16 protein-coding genes are annotated in these 16,746 nt (G+C 67.2%); all 16 read right to left on the reverse strand.

All coding sequences use genetic code 11. From position 1 onward, the window contains the following. Positions 1-20 precede the first annotated feature (20 nt). Entirely contained in the window at positions 21-509 is a 489-nt protein-coding gene (locus ABW16_RS09680) for a flavin reductase family protein (RefSeq protein ID WP_047318956.1), read from the reverse strand. A 40-nt stretch (positions 510-549) separates the two neighbouring features. Beyond that, a complete protein-coding gene (gene nuoN, locus ABW16_RS09685; RefSeq protein WP_047318957.1) occupies positions 550-2,154 on the reverse strand; it encodes an NADH-quinone oxidoreductase subunit NuoN in 1,605 nt (534 codons plus the stop codon). Positions 2,155-2,156: 2 nt separating this feature from the next. Next, the gene (locus ABW16_RS09690) at positions 2,157-3,731 is read right to left on the reverse strand and encodes an NADH-quinone oxidoreductase subunit M (RefSeq protein ID WP_047318958.1); all 1,575 of its coding nucleotides are present in this window, start codon (positions 3,729-3,731) and stop codon (positions 2,157-2,159) included. Then, complete coding sequence (nuoL, locus tag ABW16_RS09695) at positions 3,728-5,665, reverse strand: NADH-quinone oxidoreductase subunit L (RefSeq protein WP_047318959.1); 1,938 nt, start codon at positions 5,663-5,665, stop codon at positions 3,728-3,730. Before nuoL ends, ABW16_RS09690 begins: the two co-directional genes overlap by 4 nt. Positions 5,666-5,680: 15 nt before the next feature. Continuing rightward, positions 5,681-5,980: an NADH-quinone oxidoreductase subunit NuoK gene (gene nuoK, locus ABW16_RS09700; RefSeq protein ID WP_024442457.1), complete on the reverse strand. Its 300-nt coding sequence runs from the start codon at positions 5,978-5,980 to the stop codon at positions 5,681-5,683. Next, entirely contained in the window at positions 5,977-6,783 is an 807-nt protein-coding gene (locus ABW16_RS09705) for an NADH-quinone oxidoreductase subunit J (protein WP_047318960.1), read from the reverse strand. Before ABW16_RS09705 ends, nuoK begins: the two co-directional genes overlap by 4 nt. Next, positions 6,783-7,352 carry an NADH-quinone oxidoreductase subunit NuoI gene (gene nuoI / locus ABW16_RS09710; RefSeq protein ID WP_047318961.1) on the reverse strand — a complete coding sequence of 190 codons (570 nt, stop codon included), beginning with the start codon at positions 7,350-7,352 and terminating at the stop codon, positions 6,783-6,785. Before nuoI ends, ABW16_RS09705 begins: the two co-directional genes overlap by 1 nt. Further along, positions 7,345-8,583 carry an NADH-quinone oxidoreductase subunit NuoH gene (nuoH, locus tag ABW16_RS09715; RefSeq protein WP_047318962.1) on the reverse strand — a complete coding sequence of 413 codons (1,239 nt, stop codon included), beginning with the start codon at positions 8,581-8,583 and terminating at the stop codon, positions 7,345-7,347. Before nuoH ends, nuoI begins: the two co-directional genes overlap by 8 nt. Next, positions 8,580-11,000, reverse strand: a complete 2,421-nt coding sequence (locus ABW16_RS09720) for an NADH-quinone oxidoreductase subunit G (RefSeq protein ID WP_047318963.1) — start codon at positions 10,998-11,000, stop codon at positions 8,580-8,582. Before ABW16_RS09720 ends, nuoH begins: the two co-directional genes overlap by 4 nt. After that, positions 10,997-12,349, reverse strand: coding sequence for an NADH-quinone oxidoreductase subunit NuoF (gene nuoF, locus ABW16_RS09725; RefSeq protein WP_047318964.1), 1,353 nt, complete (start codon positions 12,347-12,349; stop codon positions 10,997-10,999). The genes ABW16_RS09720 and nuoF overlap by 4 nt, the downstream gene beginning before the upstream one ends. After that, positions 12,346-13,125, reverse strand: a complete 780-nt coding sequence (gene nuoE, locus ABW16_RS09730) for an NADH-quinone oxidoreductase subunit NuoE (RefSeq protein ID WP_047319070.1) — start codon at positions 13,123-13,125, stop codon at positions 12,346-12,348. The genes nuoF and nuoE overlap by 4 nt, the downstream gene beginning before the upstream one ends. A gap of 59 nt (positions 13,126-13,184) precedes the next feature. Further along, positions 13,185-14,489 (reverse strand): NADH dehydrogenase (quinone) subunit D, encoded by a 1,305-nt coding sequence (nuoD, locus tag ABW16_RS09735; RefSeq protein ID WP_047318965.1) that lies wholly within the window; start codon positions 14,487-14,489, stop codon positions 13,185-13,187. Next, positions 14,489-15,184 (reverse strand): NADH-quinone oxidoreductase subunit C, encoded by a 696-nt coding sequence (locus ABW16_RS09740; protein WP_109519543.1) that lies wholly within the window; start codon positions 15,182-15,184, stop codon positions 14,489-14,491. Before ABW16_RS09740 ends, nuoD begins: the two co-directional genes overlap by 1 nt. Further along, positions 15,181-15,735 carry a NuoB/complex I 20 kDa subunit family protein gene (locus tag ABW16_RS09745; RefSeq protein ID WP_047318966.1) on the reverse strand — a complete coding sequence of 185 codons (555 nt, stop codon included), beginning with the start codon at positions 15,733-15,735 and terminating at the stop codon, positions 15,181-15,183. The genes ABW16_RS09740 and ABW16_RS09745 overlap by 4 nt, the downstream gene beginning before the upstream one ends. A 22-nt stretch (positions 15,736-15,757) precedes the next feature. Further along, complete coding sequence (locus tag ABW16_RS09750; protein WP_047318967.1) at positions 15,758-16,135, reverse strand: NADH-quinone oxidoreductase subunit A; 378 nt, start codon at positions 16,133-16,135, stop codon at positions 15,758-15,760. A 168-nt stretch (positions 16,136-16,303) separates the two neighbouring features. Continuing rightward, positions 16,304-16,708, reverse strand: coding sequence for an Rv3143 family two-component system response regulator (locus ABW16_RS09755; protein ID WP_047319072.1), 405 nt, complete (start codon positions 16,706-16,708; stop codon positions 16,304-16,306). Positions 16,709-16,746 lie beyond the last annotated feature (38 nt).

The raw sequence follows: 16,746 nt of genomic DNA on the forward strand, positions 1-16,746 counted from the left end.
CGCCGCTCGATCCCGTCTCGTCAGGCTTTGTGGCCCGGTTCGAGATCGTCGACGTCGGACAGCGACAGCAGGTCATCGGCGCCCTGGGCGGCATACCCGGCCACCGGTTCCAATAGGTAGCCCATGTGGTCGCCGAGGTCGATTCGGCGCAGCGTCTTGCCGACGAACCATGCCGGCGCATCGTCGAGGATCGGCATTCCCTCCGGACCGCTGTGCCAGGAGCAGCGCTCGAATTTGTCGATGTCGTCGCCGGTCTGACCGCCGAACAGCCGGGCGAGCTCGGTATCGCGGCGCGCCAGGACGTGAACGGCCAAATACTCGGCCTCGGCTGCCACCTCGAAGGTGTGGTTGCGCTTGGACATTCCCACCAGAAACCTCGGCGGGTCGATGCTGGTCTGGGTGGCGAACCCGACCAGGCAACCCGAGGCGCGCTCGTTGGTTGCGGTGGTCACCACGAACATGGTGTAGTCCAGCATGGTGAGCAGCTGCTGAAATGACTCGTCGTGCATCTGTCCATCATGTACCCGCCGCACGACGGGCATGCGGCGTTTACTGCGCGAATTGTGTTGCGGCGTCCACCAGGTCGAGCAGTGGCTGCGGCAGCACGCCCAGCAGCACGGTGATCGCGGCGCACAGCGCGATGGCCGCCTTGCTCCACACGCTGGGCAGCACCAGGTGCGGGGGTTCGGCGGGGGCGTCGGTGAAGAACATCAACACGATCACCCGGACGTAGAAGTAGGCGGCGACACCGCTGGCGATCACGCCGACCACCACCAGTGGTGCGGCACCACCCTCGGCGGCGGCCTTGAACACCGCGAACTTGCTGATGAACCCACTGGTCAGCGGGATACCGGCGAACGCCAGCAGGAACATCGAAAACAGCAGGCCCACAACGGGGTAACGCCGGCCCAGCCCCGCCCACTGGGACATGTCGAGTTCTTCTTCGCCGCTGGAGCCGCGGATCAGGTTCACCACCGCGAAGGCGCCCACTGTGGAGAAGCTATAGGCGACCAGATAGAACAGCGTCGCGGAGATACCCGCCGGGATCGCGGACAGCACACCGGTCAGCACAAAGCCGGCGTGGGCGATCGAGGAGTAGGCCAGCATCCGCTTGACCTCGGTCTGGGTGATCGCTGCGATGGTGGCGACCACCATGGTCAGTACCGCGATCAGCCACAGCAGCGGGCGCCAGTGGTCATGCAGCGCCGGCAGTGCGACGTAGAGGATCCGCAGCATCGCCCCGAATGCGGCGACCTTGGTGGCGGCCGCCATGAAGCCGGTGATCGGCGTCGGCGCCCCGACGTAGACGTCGGGAATCCAGGAATGGAACGGTACCGCGCCGACCTTGAAGAACAAGCCCACCAGCAGCAGCCCGGCGCCGATCAGCGCCAGCGGATCGCTGCTGTGGGCGAATAACTGCTCACCGATATCCGGCAGCGTCAACGTCCCGGTGGCGCCGTAGAGCAAGGCGGCGCCGAACAGGAACAGCGCCGAGGAGAATGCGCCCAGCAGGAAGTACTTCAGCGCCGCTTCCTGCGAGAGCAGACGGCGGTAGCGGGCCAGCCCGCACAGCAGATACAGCGGCAGCGAGAGCACTTCCAGCGCCACGAACATGGTGACCAAGTCGTTGGCGGCGGGGAACACCATCATGCCGCCGACCGCCAGCACGGTCAGCGGGAACACCTCGGTCTGGGTCACCCCGGCGCGCGCCGCATCGAGTTCGGCGACGCTGTCCGGGACCGCCGATGCCTGCGGAGTGAACGCGTCCAGGCCCGCGTGCGAGGGGGAGGCGGCGGAGGCGGTGGCCGCGCCCGGACCTTCGGGAGCACCCGCGCCGACGTTGCGCTCGGAGATGAACAGCACGGCCAGGATCCCGACCAGCACGATGGTGCCCTGCAGCACCAGTGCCGGCCGGTCGACGGCCACCGCGCCCAGCACCGCGATGCGACCACCGGCCGGCAGGTCACGGCCCACCGCGACGATGGCGGCGAACGCGGCGGCCAAACCGCCGACAGCGAGCAGGACCTGCATCACGTAGCGCGCCCTGCGCGAGATGAACGCCTCGAAGAGCACGCCGGTCACTGCGGTGCCGAAAACGATCAACAGCGGCAGGAGCAGGCTGTATTCGACGGATGGGATTGGCATGCCCGCCATGGTCAGTGCGCCCCCTCAGCGGTCAGCGGTGCCGGATCGGTTTGACCGATCGTGGTCAAGGTGTGCTCGACGCCCGGGTTGATGATGTCCAGTGCGGGTTTGGGGTAGAAGCCGAGGAACAGCAGCAGCGCGATCAGCGGTGTGACGACCAGCAACTCCCGTGGCACCAGATCGCGGATGCGTTCATTGCCTTGCGTGACCGGGCCGGTCATCACCCGCTGGTAGAGCCACAGCATGTAGATCGACGACAGCACCAGTGCGGTGGAGCCGACTGCGGCCGCCACCCAATACCGGTTGAACGTGCCGATCAACACCAGGAACTCACTGATGAACGGGGCCAGGCCGGGCAGCGACAGGGTGGCCATCGCGGCGACCATGAAGGTGCCGGCCATCACCGGCGCCACCTTCTGCACGCCGCCGTAGTCCGATATCGCCCGGGCGCCGTCGCGACGGGCGACCAGGAAACCGGCGATCAGGAACAGTGCCGCCGTGGACAACCCGTGGTTGAGCATGTACAGCGTCGAGCCGCTCTGCCCCTGACTGGTCATCACGAAGATGCCCAGAATGATGAACCCGAAGTGCGAGATCGAGGTGTAGGCGATCAATCGCATCATGTCGCGCTGGCCGATCGCCACCATCGCGCCGTAGACCACGCCGATGACCGCCAGCACGATGATGGTCGGGCGGAAATACGTTGAGGCGTCGGGGAACAGCTGCAGGCAGTACCGCAGCATCCCGAAGGTCCCCACCTTGTCCATCACGGCCATCATCAGCACCGCGGTCGCCGGGGTGGATTCCACCGCCGCGTCCGGCAGCCACCGGTGCAGCGGCCACAGCGGGGCCTTGACCGCGAAGGCGAACATGAAGCCGGCGAACAGCAGCTTGAGTACGCCGGGGTCCACGGTGGTGGTGGCCGGGGAGAAGATCGAGACCAGTTCGCGGAAGTCGAAGGTGCCGGAAGCGCCTTCGCCGGAGCTCACCACGTACACGCCGATCACCGCGGCCAGCATGATCAGGCCACCGAACAGGTTGTAGAGCAGGAACTTCAGGGCTGCTTGGGAACGCTTGGCGCCGGTCCCGAAGCCGCCGATCATGAAGTACATCGGGATCAGCATCGCCTCGAAGAACACGTAGAACAGCAGCACGTCCAACGAGACCAGCGAGATCAGCACCATCGCCTCGACGGTGAGCGTCAGCGCCGCGAACGCGTGCGGGCCGCGGCTGCGGAGGCCGGCGCCGCCGGTGTCACCGTCGTTCCAGCCGGCCAGCATCAGCAACGGCACCAGCCCGGCGGTCAACAACGCCAGGATCACTGCGATACCGTCCACCCCGAGCGTGTAGTTCGCCCCGAATGCCGGTATCCAGGAGTGAGATTCGACGAACTGGTAGGGCGCGGCCACCGGGGTCGTGTCGAACTCGACGGTGACCACGACCGCCACCGCCAGCGTCGCAAGGCTCACCAGCAGACCGGTCCACTTCGCCAGTGCAGCTTGGCGGGCCGGCAACACGATGACCAGTCCGGCACCGACCAGCGGTACCAGCCACAGCAGGCTCAGCCAGGGCACGTTGTTGTTCACTGCTGTACCGCCAGCACTACCGCGACGACTAGGACCGTGCCGGCCAGCATGGTCAGCGCGTAGGAGCGCACGAACCCGGTCTGCAGGCGCCGCACCAGGTATGAGGCGATCGCCACCAGCCCGGCCGTGGTGTTGACCGAGCCGTCCACCACCCGGTCGTCGACGCCGACCAAGGCTTGTGCCAGTCGGTTACCCGGACGCATGAGCACCTCCTCGTTGAAGGCATCGCCGTAGAGATACTTGCGGGCCGCCACCGTCAGCGCCGACACGTCGGTGGGTGCGGTGATCGGTATCGGCTTGCGGCCGTACATGTTGTAGGCCACCGCGACACCGAGCAGGACAACTCCCAGGGTGATCGCGCCGGTGAGCCAGGCCGGGATGGCATGCGCGTGTTCGGCAACCGGCTCCGCCACGCGGGTGACCACCGGCTCCAGCCAGTGCTCCAGCCGCCCGCCGATCGCGAACACCCCGCCGGCGAACACGGCACCCAGAGCCAGCACGATCATCGGCCAGGTCATCACCCGCGGAGACTCGTGCGGATGCTGCAGTGCCCGGTCTGCGCTCACTTCGCTCTCGTCGGCGGCCCAGCGGCGTTCGCCGCCGAACGTCATCAGCATCACCCGGGTCATGTAGAAGGCGGTGATGCCGGCGCCCAGGATGGTGACCGCCCCCAGCACCCAGCCGCGGGTGCCGCCGGAGGCCAGTGCGGCCTCGATGATGGCGTCCTTGGACCAGTAGCCGGCGAACGGCGGCACCCCGATGATCGCCAGGTAACACAGCCCGAACGTCGCGAACGTCACCGGCATGAAGCTGCGCAGGGCGCCGTAGCGGCGCATGTCCTGTTCGTCGTTCATCCCGTGCATCACCGACCCGGAGCCCAGGAACAGGCCGGCCTTGAAGAAGCCGTGGGTGAGCAGGTGCATGATCGCCACCGCGTAGCCGGCCGGGCCCAGGCCCGCGGCCAGCACCATGTAGCCGATCTGGCTCACCGTGGAGGCGGCCAGCGCCCGCTTGATGTCGTCGTTGGCGCAGCCGATGATCGCACCGAACAGCAGTGTGGCCGCACCGACCACGACCACCGCCAGCCGGGCGTCGGGGGACAGGTCGAACACCGGGCCGGACCGCACGATCAGATAGACCCCGGCGGTCACCATGGTGGCGGCGTGGATCAGCGCCGACACCGGGGTGGGGCCTTCCATCGCGTCGAACAACCAGGCCTGCAACGGCACCTGCGCGGACTTGGCGCAGGCACCCACCAGCAGCAGCAGGCCGATGGCGGTGGTCAGCCCGCTGGGGCCGGCGTCGCTGACCGCCCCGAACAGGCCGTCGTAGGAGAGCGTGCCGAAGCCGGCGAACATCACGAACATCGCCAGCGACAGCCCGATGTCGCCGACCCGGTTGGACACGAACGCCTTCTTGCCGGCCGCGGCGGCCACCGGCTTGGCGTACCAGAAGCCGATCAGCAGGTAGGACGCCAGACCGACGCCTTCCCAGCCGACGTAGAGACCCAGGTAGTTGTCGGCGACGACCAGTAGCAGCATCGCGGCGACGAACAGGTTCAGGTAGGCAAAGAAGCGCCGGCGGTCGGGGTCGTGCTTCATGTAGCCGGTCGAGTAGATGTGGATCAACGCGCCGACGCCACTGATCAGCAGCACGAAGCAGATCGAGAGCTGATCGATCAGCACGCCGAAATCGACGTGCAGGGCACCGACCGGCACCCAGCTGAACAGGTGCGTGTGAATCGCCCGGTCCTCGCCGTCGCGGCCGAGCATGTCGACCAGCAGGGCCAGCCCGATCCCGAACGAGCCGAGCACCGTGGCGCAGGCCAGCAGGTGTCCCCACCGATCGGTTCGGCGTCCGCCGAGCAGCAGGATCAGCGCACCGGCCGTCGGCAGGGCCACCAGCAGCCAGCTCAGCTGACTCACGTTCGTCATAGGGCTCCCCAACTCCTAGCCGCGCAGTAGGTTCGCGTCGTCGACCGAGGCGGATCGCCGGGCCCGGAAGATCGTCATGATGATGGCTAGGCCGATCACCACCTCGCAGGCGGCGACGACCATGGTGAAGAACGCCACCATCTGGCCGTCGAGCTGGGAGTGCAGCCGCGCGAAGGTGACGAACGCCAGGTTGGCGGCGTTGAGCATCAGCTCGACGCACATGAACATCACCAGCGCGTTGCGCCGCAACAGCACTCCGGTGGCACCGATGGTGAACAGCATCGCCGACAGGTACAGGTAGTTCTCCGGATTCACTGGCCCGACTCCTCCCCATTGCTGGCGTGTTCGGCGTTGCCGGTGGCACCGACCCAGCGGTGCGTCAACGTGTCCGACACCGACAGCTCGGAGTAGGTCCCGTCGGGCAGGCGCGCGGCGATGTCGACGGCGTTGTGCCGGGCGTAGACGCCGGGGGTGGGCAGCGGTGTCGCTCGCCGGCCGGATTGGAAGCGCAGGATGGACAGCTCGCGCTGCGTCAGTCGCGGCTGCAGCCGCTCACGGTGCGTCAGCACCATCGCCGCGAGCACCGCGGTGATCAGCAATGCGCTGGTGAGCTCGAACGCCCACAGGTAGCGGGTGAAGATCAGCGCCGCCAGACCCTCGACGTTGTGTTGGCTCAGATCCGCCGAGCCGGCGCTGGTGGCAGCGGGTGTGCCGATGCTGCGCAGGTGCATGGTCGCGCCGCCGATCCCGGCGATCAGCAGGATCCCGAAGCCGGTCCCGGCGAGCGTGGCGGCGACCCGCTGGCCGCGCAGGGTCTCCACCAGAGACTCGGCGGAGTCGACGCCGATCAGCATCATCACGAACAGGAACAGCATCATCACCGCGCCGGTGTAGACGACGATCTGCACCACCCCGAGGAACATCGCGTCCTGGATGAAGTAGAACACCGCCAGGATCAGCATCGTCATCGCCAAAAACAGTGCCGAGTAGACCGCCTTGGCGGCGGTGACGACGCCGATGGCACCGACGACGGCGACGACGCCCAGAATCCAGAACGCCACCGCCTCCCCGGTGGAGGTGCGGACGACGATGTCGGAGGCGAGCAGCGTGGTGCCCATCAGGCTTTGCCCTGCTTCACCCGGTCGAGCATCACGAACAGGTCCGGGTCTGCATCGAGCCCGGCCGGGCTGACTCTGCCCAAGTAGTAGTCCTTTTCGGTGGCGCCGGGCGGCATCGCGTGCGGCGGCGCGATCATGCCGGGCTGCAGCGGCGCCAGCAGCTGATCGCGTTCCCAGATCAGCTCGGCACGGTTGTCGGCGGCCATCTCGTAGTTGTTGGTCATGGTCAGCGCGCGGGTGGGGCAGGCCTCGATACACAGCCCGCACCCGATGCAGCGCAGGTAGTTGATCTGGTAGACGCGGCCGTAGCGTTCACCGGGGGAGAAGCGCTCCTCGTCGGTGTTGTCGGCGGCCTCCACGTAGATGGCGTCGGCCGGGCAGGCCCACGCACACAACTCGCAGCCGATGCACTTCTCCAGCCCGTCCGGATGCCGGTTGAGCTGGTGACGGCCGTGATAACGCGGCGCCGTCGGTTTCTTGCGTTCCGGGTAGCCGTCGTTGATCGGCCGCTTGAACATCGTCTTCCAGGTGACGCCGAACCCGGCCAGGGCGTCTCTCAAACTAGCCATTGACGTCCTCCTTGACCCGCGGTGGATTGCGTTGCGGCAGCGGTGGTGTCGGGAATGATCCTTCGGACGCGACGAGCTGTTCTGGGGGAGCCGCCGGCGCCGTTTCGTCGAGGCGGCTGTTCAACGCACTGAACTTGCGATGCAGCACCAGTAGCAGCACCACCGTGGTCAGTGTGCTGATGGCGGCCAGTGCCAGCTGCCAGTGCTCGTAGCCGTCGTTGCGCAGGCTGCGTATCACCGCGGCGAGTAGCACCCACGACAGCGCCACGGGGATCAGGATCTTCCAGCCCAGGGCCATGAACTGGTCGTAACGCAGCCGGGGCAGGGTTCCCCGCAGCCAGATGTAGACGAAGATGAAGCCCCACAGTTTGGCGGTGAACCACAGCAGCGGCCACCAGCCGGTGTTGGCGGCCGGCCACATGTTGAACGGGAACGGAGCGTGCCAGCCGCCGAGGAACAATGTGACGGCGACGGCCGAAACCGTGGTCATGTTGATGTATTCGGCGAGGAAGAACAGCGCGAACTTCAGCGACGAGTATTCGGTGTGGAAGCCGCCGACCAGCTCGCCCTCGGCCTCGGGCAGGTCGAAGGGTGCCCGGTTGGTCTCTCCGACCATCGCGGTCAGATAGACCAGGAACGACGGCATCAGCAGGAACGCGAACCACGCCCGGTCCTGGGCCGCCACGATGCCCGAGGTCGCCATCGTCCCGGCGTAGAGGAACACCGACGCGAATGCCAAGCCCATCGCGACTTCGTAGGAGATCACCTGGGCGGTGGAGCGGATTCCGCCGAGCAGTGGGTACGCGGATCCGGACGACCAGCCGGCCAGGATGATCCCGTACACCCCGATCGAGGACATCGCCAGAACGAACAGCACCGCGATCGGCAGGTCCGCCAGCTGTAAAGCGGTGTGGTGGCCGAAAATGCTGACCTCCGGGCCGAGCGGGATCACAGCGAATGCGGTGATCGCCGGCACCGTCGAGATGATCGGCGCCAGCGCGTAGATCGCCCGGTCGACGTTGAAGGGGGTGATGTCTTCCTTGAGCGCCAGTTTGATCGCGTCGGCCAGACTCTGCAGCCAGCCCTTGGGCCCGACCCGGTTGGGTCCGGGGCGCATCTGCATGCGGCCCACGACTTTTCGTTCGATGACGATCGCCAGGACCACCGTCAGAATCAGAAACACGAAGACGCCCAGTACCTTGACCAGCATCAACCACCAGGGATCGGTCATGATCTGCGTCCAATCTGTACCGTCGCGCCGAGGGGGACCCCAAGATCCCGGTACACCGCGCAGCCGTGCGAATTCATCGGCAGCCACACCACGTTGTCCGGCATCTCGGTGATGACCAGCGGCAAGGTGACGCTGCCGCGGTCGGTGCTGACCGTGACCGGTTCGCCTTCAGCCACACCGATATCGGCGGCCGTCGTCGCCGACAGGCGCGCCACCGGTTTGCGGGCGGTGCCGGCCAGGTTCGGTTCGCCGGCTTGCATCCGCCCCTCGTCCAGCAGCATGCGCCAGCCGGCCAGTACGGCTTCGCCGGTACCGGGCTGCGGCGGTGAACCCGCGGCGACGTCGGGAGCAGCGACTCGCTCGCCGGACCAGACACCCAGCCCCGCCAGCTCGTCGCGTGCCGCCTCCAGCGTGGCCAGTCCCAGCGCGACGCCCATCTCCTCGGCGAGGACGTCGAGCACCCGCCGGTCGGGCAGGGCGCCGGTGTCGCCGAGTGCGACACCGAACCGCCGGTGGCGGCCCTCCCAGTTGACATAGGTTCCGGACTTCTCGGCCGCGGCAGCGACCGGCAGCACCACGTCGGCGCGTTCGGTGACTTCGCTGTGCCGCAACTCGAGGCTGACCAGGAATCCGACCGCGTCCAGGGCGGCCAGTGCCGCCGCCGGGTCGGCCAAATCGGTCGGCTCCACTCCGCCGACCACCAGTGCTCCCAACGTCCCCTCGGCGGCGGCCGCCAGGATGGCGTCGGTGTCGCGCCCGGCCTGCGACGGCAGCTCGTCGGGGCCGTCGAGACCCCACGCCTGCGCTACCTCGGCCCGCGCGGCAGGGTCGCTCAGCGGACGACCGCCGGGCAGCAGGCCGGCCAGTGCGCCGCCGTCCAGTGCGCCGCGCTCGCCGGCACGGCGCGGCACCCAGGCCAGCTTCGCGCCGGTGGCCTCGGCCAGCCGGACTGCCGCCGACAGTGCTCCCGGCGAGGCCGCCAGCCGCTCGCCGACCAACACCACCGCGCCCGGTTGGCGGAGCAGCTGCCCTAGATCGGATTTGTCGCCGGTGTGCAGGCCGTCCAGCGTCGCCGCCTCGCCGCCGGGAACGGTGGCCAGCAGGGTGCCGAACATTTTGGTCAGCCCGCGATCGGCGAACGGCGCCAGGCTGAACACCTTGGTGGCGTTCTTGCGGGCCGCCTTGCGCAGCCGCAGGAAGACCATCGGTGCCTCTTCCTCGGGCTCCAAGCCGGCCAGCAGCACCACCGGCGCGGCCTGCAGATCGGCGTAGGTGACCCCGGACGGCCCTGAGATCCCGCGACCCGCGACCCGGGCGGCCAGGAACGCGGTTTCCTCGGCGGACGCCGCGCGCGCCCGAAAGTCGATGTCATCGGTGTGCAGCGCCACCCGGGCGAACTTGGCGTAGCCGTAGGCGTCCTCGGCCGATACCCGGCCGCCGACCAGCACCCCGGTGCGACCCCGCGCCGCGGCCAGGCCGCGCGCCGCCACCGCCGCGGCGTGCGGCCAGGAGGTCGGGACCAGGTTCCCGCTGTCGTCGCGGACCAGCGGTGTGGTGATCCGGTCGCCCTGGGTGGCGTAGGTGAACGCCCAGCGGCCCTTGTCGCAGTTCCATTCTTCGTTGACGTCCGGGTCTTCGCCGGCCATCCGCCGCATCACCTTGCCGCGACGGTGGTCGGTGCGTTCGGCGCAGCCGCCGGCGCAGTGCTCGCAGACGGTGGGTGTGGACACCAGGTCGAACGGGCGGGCCCGGAATCGGTAGGAGGCACCGGTGAGCGCGCCGACCGGGCAGATCTGCACGGTGTTGCCGGAGAAGTAGGAGTCGAACGGCGTGTCGGTGTAGATGCCGACCTGCTGCAGGGCGCCGCGGTCCATCATCTCGATGAGTTTGTCCCCGGCGATCTCGTTGGCGAACCGGGTGCAGCGTGCGCACAAGATGCAGCGGTCCCGGTCCAGCAGCACCTGCGAGGAGATGTTGATCGGCTTGGGGTAGTGGCGCTTTTCCTCTTCGAACCGGGTTTCGGTGCGCCCGTGGGACATGGCTTGGTTCTGCAGCGGGCACTCGCCACCCTTGTCGCAGGTCGGGCAGTCCAGCGGGTGGTTGATCAGCAGCAGTTCCATCACCAGGTGCTGGGCCCGATCGGCTTCGGCCGAGGTGTGCTGGGTGCGCACCACCATGCCGTCGGTGGCGGCCACCGCGCACGACGGCTGGGGCTTGCGCTGACCCTCCACCTCGACCATGCACTGCCGGCACCAGGCCACCGGGTCCAGCAGCGGGTGATCACAGAACCGCGGGACCTCGATGCCCAGCTGCTCGGCGGCGCGGATGATCAAGGTGCCCTTGGGGACCGTGATCTGTTGGTCGTCGATGGTGACGGTCACCGTCTCCTGACCGTCCGGGTGAGAAGTCTGTGTCACGCCACACCGCCGTTGGATCCACCTGGCACGAACATGCTCGCTTTCGGGTCGAACGGGCAGCCGCCCTCGAGGTGGGCGATGTATTCGTCGCGGAAGTACTGGATCGACGACTTCACCGGCATCGCCGCGCCATCACCCAAGGCGCAGAAGGACTTTCCGAACAGGACATCGGCGATGTCCAGCAGGGTGTCGAGGTCTTCCGGGGTGCCGCGGCCGGACTCCAGCCGTTCGTAGATCGGCACCAGCCAGTAGGTGCCCTCACGGCACGGCGTGCACTTCCCGCAGGACTCGTGCTTGTAGAACTCCGACCAGCGTCCGGCTGCGCGAACCACGCAGGTGGTCTCGTCGAAGATCTGTAATGCCTTGGTGCCCAACATCGATCCGACCGACGCCATGCCCTCGTAATCCAGCGGGATGTCGAGGTGTTCCTCGGTCAGGATCGGGGTCGACGACCCGCCGGGCGTCCAGAACTTCAACCGGTGCCCGTCGCGTATCCCGCCGGCGTAGGCGAGCAGCTCGCGCAGCGTGATGCCCAGCGGCGCCTCGTATTGGCCAGGCCGGTTGACGTGCCCGGACAGCGAATACAGGGTGAACCCGCGAGACTTCTCAGTGCCCATGGACCGGAACCACTCCGGACCGTTGCGCAGGATCGACGGCACACTGGCGATCGACTCGACGTTGTTGACCACCGTCGGTGATGCGTACAACCCGGCCACCGCGGGGAACGGCGGGCGCAGCCGCGGCTGGCCCCGGTAACCCTCCAGCGACTCGATCAGCGCGGTCTCCTCGCCGCAGATGTAGGCGCCCGCCCCGGCGTGCACGGTGATGTCCAGGTCGAAGCCGCTGCCGCCGATGTCGGTGCCCAGCAGCCCGGCCGCATACGCCTCGGCCACCGCCGTCTGCAGCCGGCGCACCACCGGCAGCACCTCGCCGCGGATGTAGATGAAGGCGTGGCGGGCCCGGATCGCGTAGCAGCACACGATCATGCCCTCGATGAGCACATGCGGTGTCGCCATCAGCAGCGGCATGTCCTTGCAGGTGCCGGGCTCGGACTCGTCGGCATTGACCAGTAGGTAGTGGGGCTTTGCCGCGGGGCCTTCGTCGCCCTGCGGCACGAAGGACCATTTGGTTCCGGTGGAGAACCCGGCGCCGCCTCGGCCACGCAACCCGGAGTCTTTGACCAGTTCGATGACCTCATCGGGCGTCATCGCCAGCGCGCGCTTCATCCCGACGTAGCCGTCATGGCGGCGGTACGTCTCCAGCGTCCACGACTCGGGTTCGTCCCAGTAGCTGCTGAGCACCGGAGTCAGTGGTGTGCCCTCGGGCGGTGTTCCTTTGGTAAGGGTCATTTCGCACCCCTATCGGCGTTGCTGCCCGGCTCCGGAGCCGTCATCCCGTGCTCGCGCGCCACCTGCAGGCCGGCCAGCGTCGCCGCGCCGGCACCGCCTTGGCCGTCGTCGGAGCGTTCGTCGGGGAAGCCGGCGAGAATCCGTTCGGTTGCCGCGAAACTGCACAGCGGCATCCCGCGGGTGGGCCGTACCTCGGCGTCGTCGCGCAATTTGTCGACCAGTTCGCGCGCCGATTCCGGGGTCTGGTTGTCGAAGAACTCCCAGTTGACCATCACCACCGGTGCGTAGTCGCAGGCGGCGTTGCACTCGATGTGCTGCAGGGTGACCGACCCGTCCGCAGTGGTCTGATCGTTGCCGACGCCCAGGTGCTCCTTGAGGCCGTCGTAGATGGCGTCGCCGCCCATCACCGCGCACAGCGTGTTGGTGCAGACGCCGACCAGGTACTTACCGGTGGGATCACGCCGGTACATCGAATAGAACGACGCGACCCCGGCGACGTCCGCGCTGGTCAGCCCGAGCAGCTCCGCGACGAACGACAGGCCGGCCGGGGTGACGTAGGTGTCCTGCGACTGCACCAGGTGCAGCAGCGGCAGGATCGCCGAGCGCGGCTGCGGGTAGCGGCCGATGATCTCCTTGGCGTCGGCCTCGAGCCGGGCTCGCACCTCGGGGGAGTAGGTGGTGGGAGCGCCAGGGTGGTTGAACTGATTGGGTTCTTCGGGCTGGCGGCCCAGCTGCAGGAAGATTCGCTTGCCGTCGGTCCCGGCGGTGGGCGGCATCAACCGGCCGCGCCCGGTCTTGTTGACGCCGGCCTTGTCGATCTCGCCGCCCGGCGCGCTCACCGGTCCACCCCGCCCATGACCGGGTCGATGCTGGCGACCGCGGCGATCACGTCGGCGATCAGCCCGCCCTCGCTCATGGCGGCCACCGCCTGCAGGTTGGTGAACGACGGGTCCCGGTAGTGCACCCGGTAGGGCCGGGTACCGCCATCGCTGACCATGTGCACCCCCAGTTCGCCGCGAGGCGACTCGACCGAGACGAACACCTGCCCCGGCGGCACCCACAGATCTTCGGTGACTCGCTTGAAGTGGTGGATCAGCCCTTCCATCGAGTGGCCCATGATCCAGCCGATGTGCTCACGAGAGTTGCCCTGCCCGTCCGGGCCGATGGTCAGGTCGGCCGGCCAGGCGATCTTGCGGTCGGAGACCATCACCGGCCCGGGCCGCAGCTTGTCCAGACACTGTTCGACGATTTTCAGGGACTCCTTGATCTCTGCGATGCGGATCAGGTAGCGGCCGTAGGCATCACAGCCGTCATCGGTGATCACCTCGAACTCGTAGTCCTGGTAGCCGCAGTAGGGCTCGGCACGTCGCACGTCGTAGGGCAGGCCCGTCGAGCGCAGCACCGGACCGGTGATGCCCAGCGCCATGCACCCGGTCAGGTCCAGGTAGCCCACGCCCTTGGTGCGGGCCTTCCAGATGTAGTTCTCGGTGAGCAGGTCCTCGATATCCTTGAGCCGCTTGGGCATCAGCTTGAGGAAGTCGCGAATCATGGGGACCGCCTCGTCGGGCAGATCCACTGACACCCCGCCGGGCCGGACGTACTGGTGGTTCATCCGCAGACCGGTGATCGCCTCGAAGATGTCGAGCACCAGTTCGCGTTCCCGGAAACCGAACAGCATCACCGAAAGCGCGCCGAGCTCCATGCCGCCGGTCGCGAGCGCAACCAGATGCGAGGACATCCGGTTGAGCTCCATCATCAAAACCCGGATGACGCTGGCGCGCTCGGGGATGTCGTCAGTGATGTCGAGCAGCTTCTCCACACCGAGGCAGTAGGCGGTCTCGTTGAAGAACGGCGACAGGTAGTCCATCCGGGTCACGAACGTGACGCCCTGGGTCCAGTAGCGGCTTTCCAGGTTTTTCTCGATGCCGGTGTGCAGATAGCCGATGCCGCAACGGGCTTCGGTCACTGTCTCGCCCTCGAGTTCCAGGATCAGTCGCAACACGCCGTGTGTCGACGGGTGCTGGGGTCCCATGTTGACGACGATGCGTTCGCCGGGGTCCGCGGCCTTGGCGGCCTCGACCACCTGATCCCATTCCTGCCCACCGACATTCAGGACGGTGTGCGGCGTGTCGGTGCTCATTACTTGTAAGCCCTCCGCTGGTCCGGCGGCGGTATCTGCGCGCCCTTGTACTCGACCGGGATGCCGCCCAACGGATAGTCCTTGCGCTGCGGGTGGCCGTGCCAGTCGTCGGGCATCTCGATCCGGGTCAGCGAGGGGTGGCCGTCGAAGATGATCCCGAAGAAGTCGTAGGTCTCCCGCTCATGCCAGTCCGTGGTGGGGTAGACGGCGAACAGTGACGGAATGTGCGGATCTGCGTCAGGCGCAGCGACTTCCAAGCGCACACGGCGGTTGTGGGTGATGGATCGCAACGGGTAGACCGCGTGCAACTCGCGGTCGGTGTCACCGGGGTAATGCACGCCCGAGACCCCGAGGCTCAGTTCGAAGCGCAGCTCCGGCTCATCCCGCAGCAGCTGGGCCACCGCCGGCAGTTGCGCGCGACGGATGTACAGCGTCAGCTCGTCGCGATACACAACGACTTTCTCGATGGCGTCGGCGAATTCGATTCCGTTGCGCTGCAGGGCAGCGGTGAGGGTGTCGACGAGCTCGTCGAAGTACCCGCCGTAGGGTCGTGGGGTCTCTCCGGGTAGTGCGGCCTCGGTCACGAGGCGCCCGTATCCGGATGTGTCGCCGCTGCCCGTCGCGCCGAACAGACCGTGGCGGACCTTGATCACGTCTTCGGGGCCGTTTCGGCCCTCACCGCTGGCCTCGCTCACCGCAGCAACCCCCTCAGCTCCCAGGTGGAGGGCGCCGACAGGGCCGCCTGTTCGGTCGCGGTGATCACCTGTTCCCGGTTGGCGCCCAAGGGCATTGAGCGAATCTTCTCGTGCAGCTTGAGGATTGCGTACATCAGCATCTCCGGCCGGGGCGGGCAGCCGGGCAGGTAGATGTCGACCGGGACGACATGGTCCACCCCCTGCACGATCGCGTAGTTGTTGAACATTCCGCCCGACGACGCGCACACTCCCATCGACAGCACCCATTTGGGTTCCACCATCTGGTCGTAGATCTGGCGCAGCACCGGTGCCATCTTCTGGCTGACCCGGCCGGCCACGATCATCAGATCAGCCTGGCGTGGGGAGGCCCGGAACACCTCCATCCCGAAGCGGGACAGGTCATAGTCCGGCGCCATCGTCGACATCATCTCGATCGCGCAACAGGCCAGGCCGAAGGTCGCCGGCCACAGTGACCCGGTGCGGAAGTACCCGGCCAGGTCTTCCACGGTGGACAACAGGAGACCGCTCGGGAGCTGCTCTTCTAATCCCATGTGTAAGCCCGCCTACTCCCACTCAATCCCAATTCAGGCCGCCGCGGCGCCAGACGTAGGCGTAGGCGACGAAGACGACGACGGCGAACAGCACCATTTCGATGAGCGCGAACACCCCGAGCCCGTCGAAGGCAACCGCCCAGGGGTAGAGAAATACGATCTCGATGTCGAAGACGATGAACAGCATCGCGGTCAGGTAGTACTTCACCGGGAATCGCTGCCCGGGCGGGGCGTGCGGCCCGCTGACCGGCTGGTCTGTGGGCTCGATGCCGCACTCGTAGGCTTCCAGTTTCGACCGGTTGTACCGCGAGGGACCCACCAGGGCGGTGGCGACCACGGAAAATACGGCGAAACCGGCGGCGAGCGCGGCGAGGACCAGGATCGGCAGGTACAGGTTCATGCTCAGTGACGTAGTTCCCTTCCGGGCACCGATGTGACTTCAGGCACAGCCTAGCCCGCTGCCACGGGGCGGTTGGGAAGAATCCGAAATTGCCGACAACTGTGACGGGTATCACCTGTAGCGGTAACGGCGACAGGCGAATTCGCGCAATTCGTGGCTGAGGCTTACCTAACTACCCGTCGGCGTGCGCAGCAGACCCAGCACCGCATGGCTCAACTCCATGGGGTCAATCGGGTGGGCCACCGCGGCGTCGGCGTGCGACCATTTGGCCAGCCAGACGTCGTCGGCGCGGCCGGTCAGCACCACGATCGGCGGGCACGGCGTGATCTCGTCTTTGAGCTGTTTGCAGATGCCCATCCCGCCGGCCGGGGTGGCTTCTCCGTCCAGGATGGCCAGGTCGATTCCACCGGCGTCCATCTGCCGGATCACCATCGGCTCGGTTGCCACCTCGACATAACTCAGCTCCGGTAGGTCCGGGTGCAGCTGCTTGCCCAACGCGGTGGTAACCCGTGCGCGGGTAGCGGCGTCGTCACTGTAGACAAGGATTCGCAGCGCGGCATTGGAGTCGGACACGGTCCAGATGCTACTGCGCAGGTCGCACCGATACATCG

The organism is Mycolicibacter heraklionensis, assembly GCF_001021505.1.
Taxonomy (GTDB): Bacteria; Actinomycetota; Actinomycetes; order Mycobacteriales; family Mycobacteriaceae; genus Mycobacterium; species Mycobacterium heraklionense.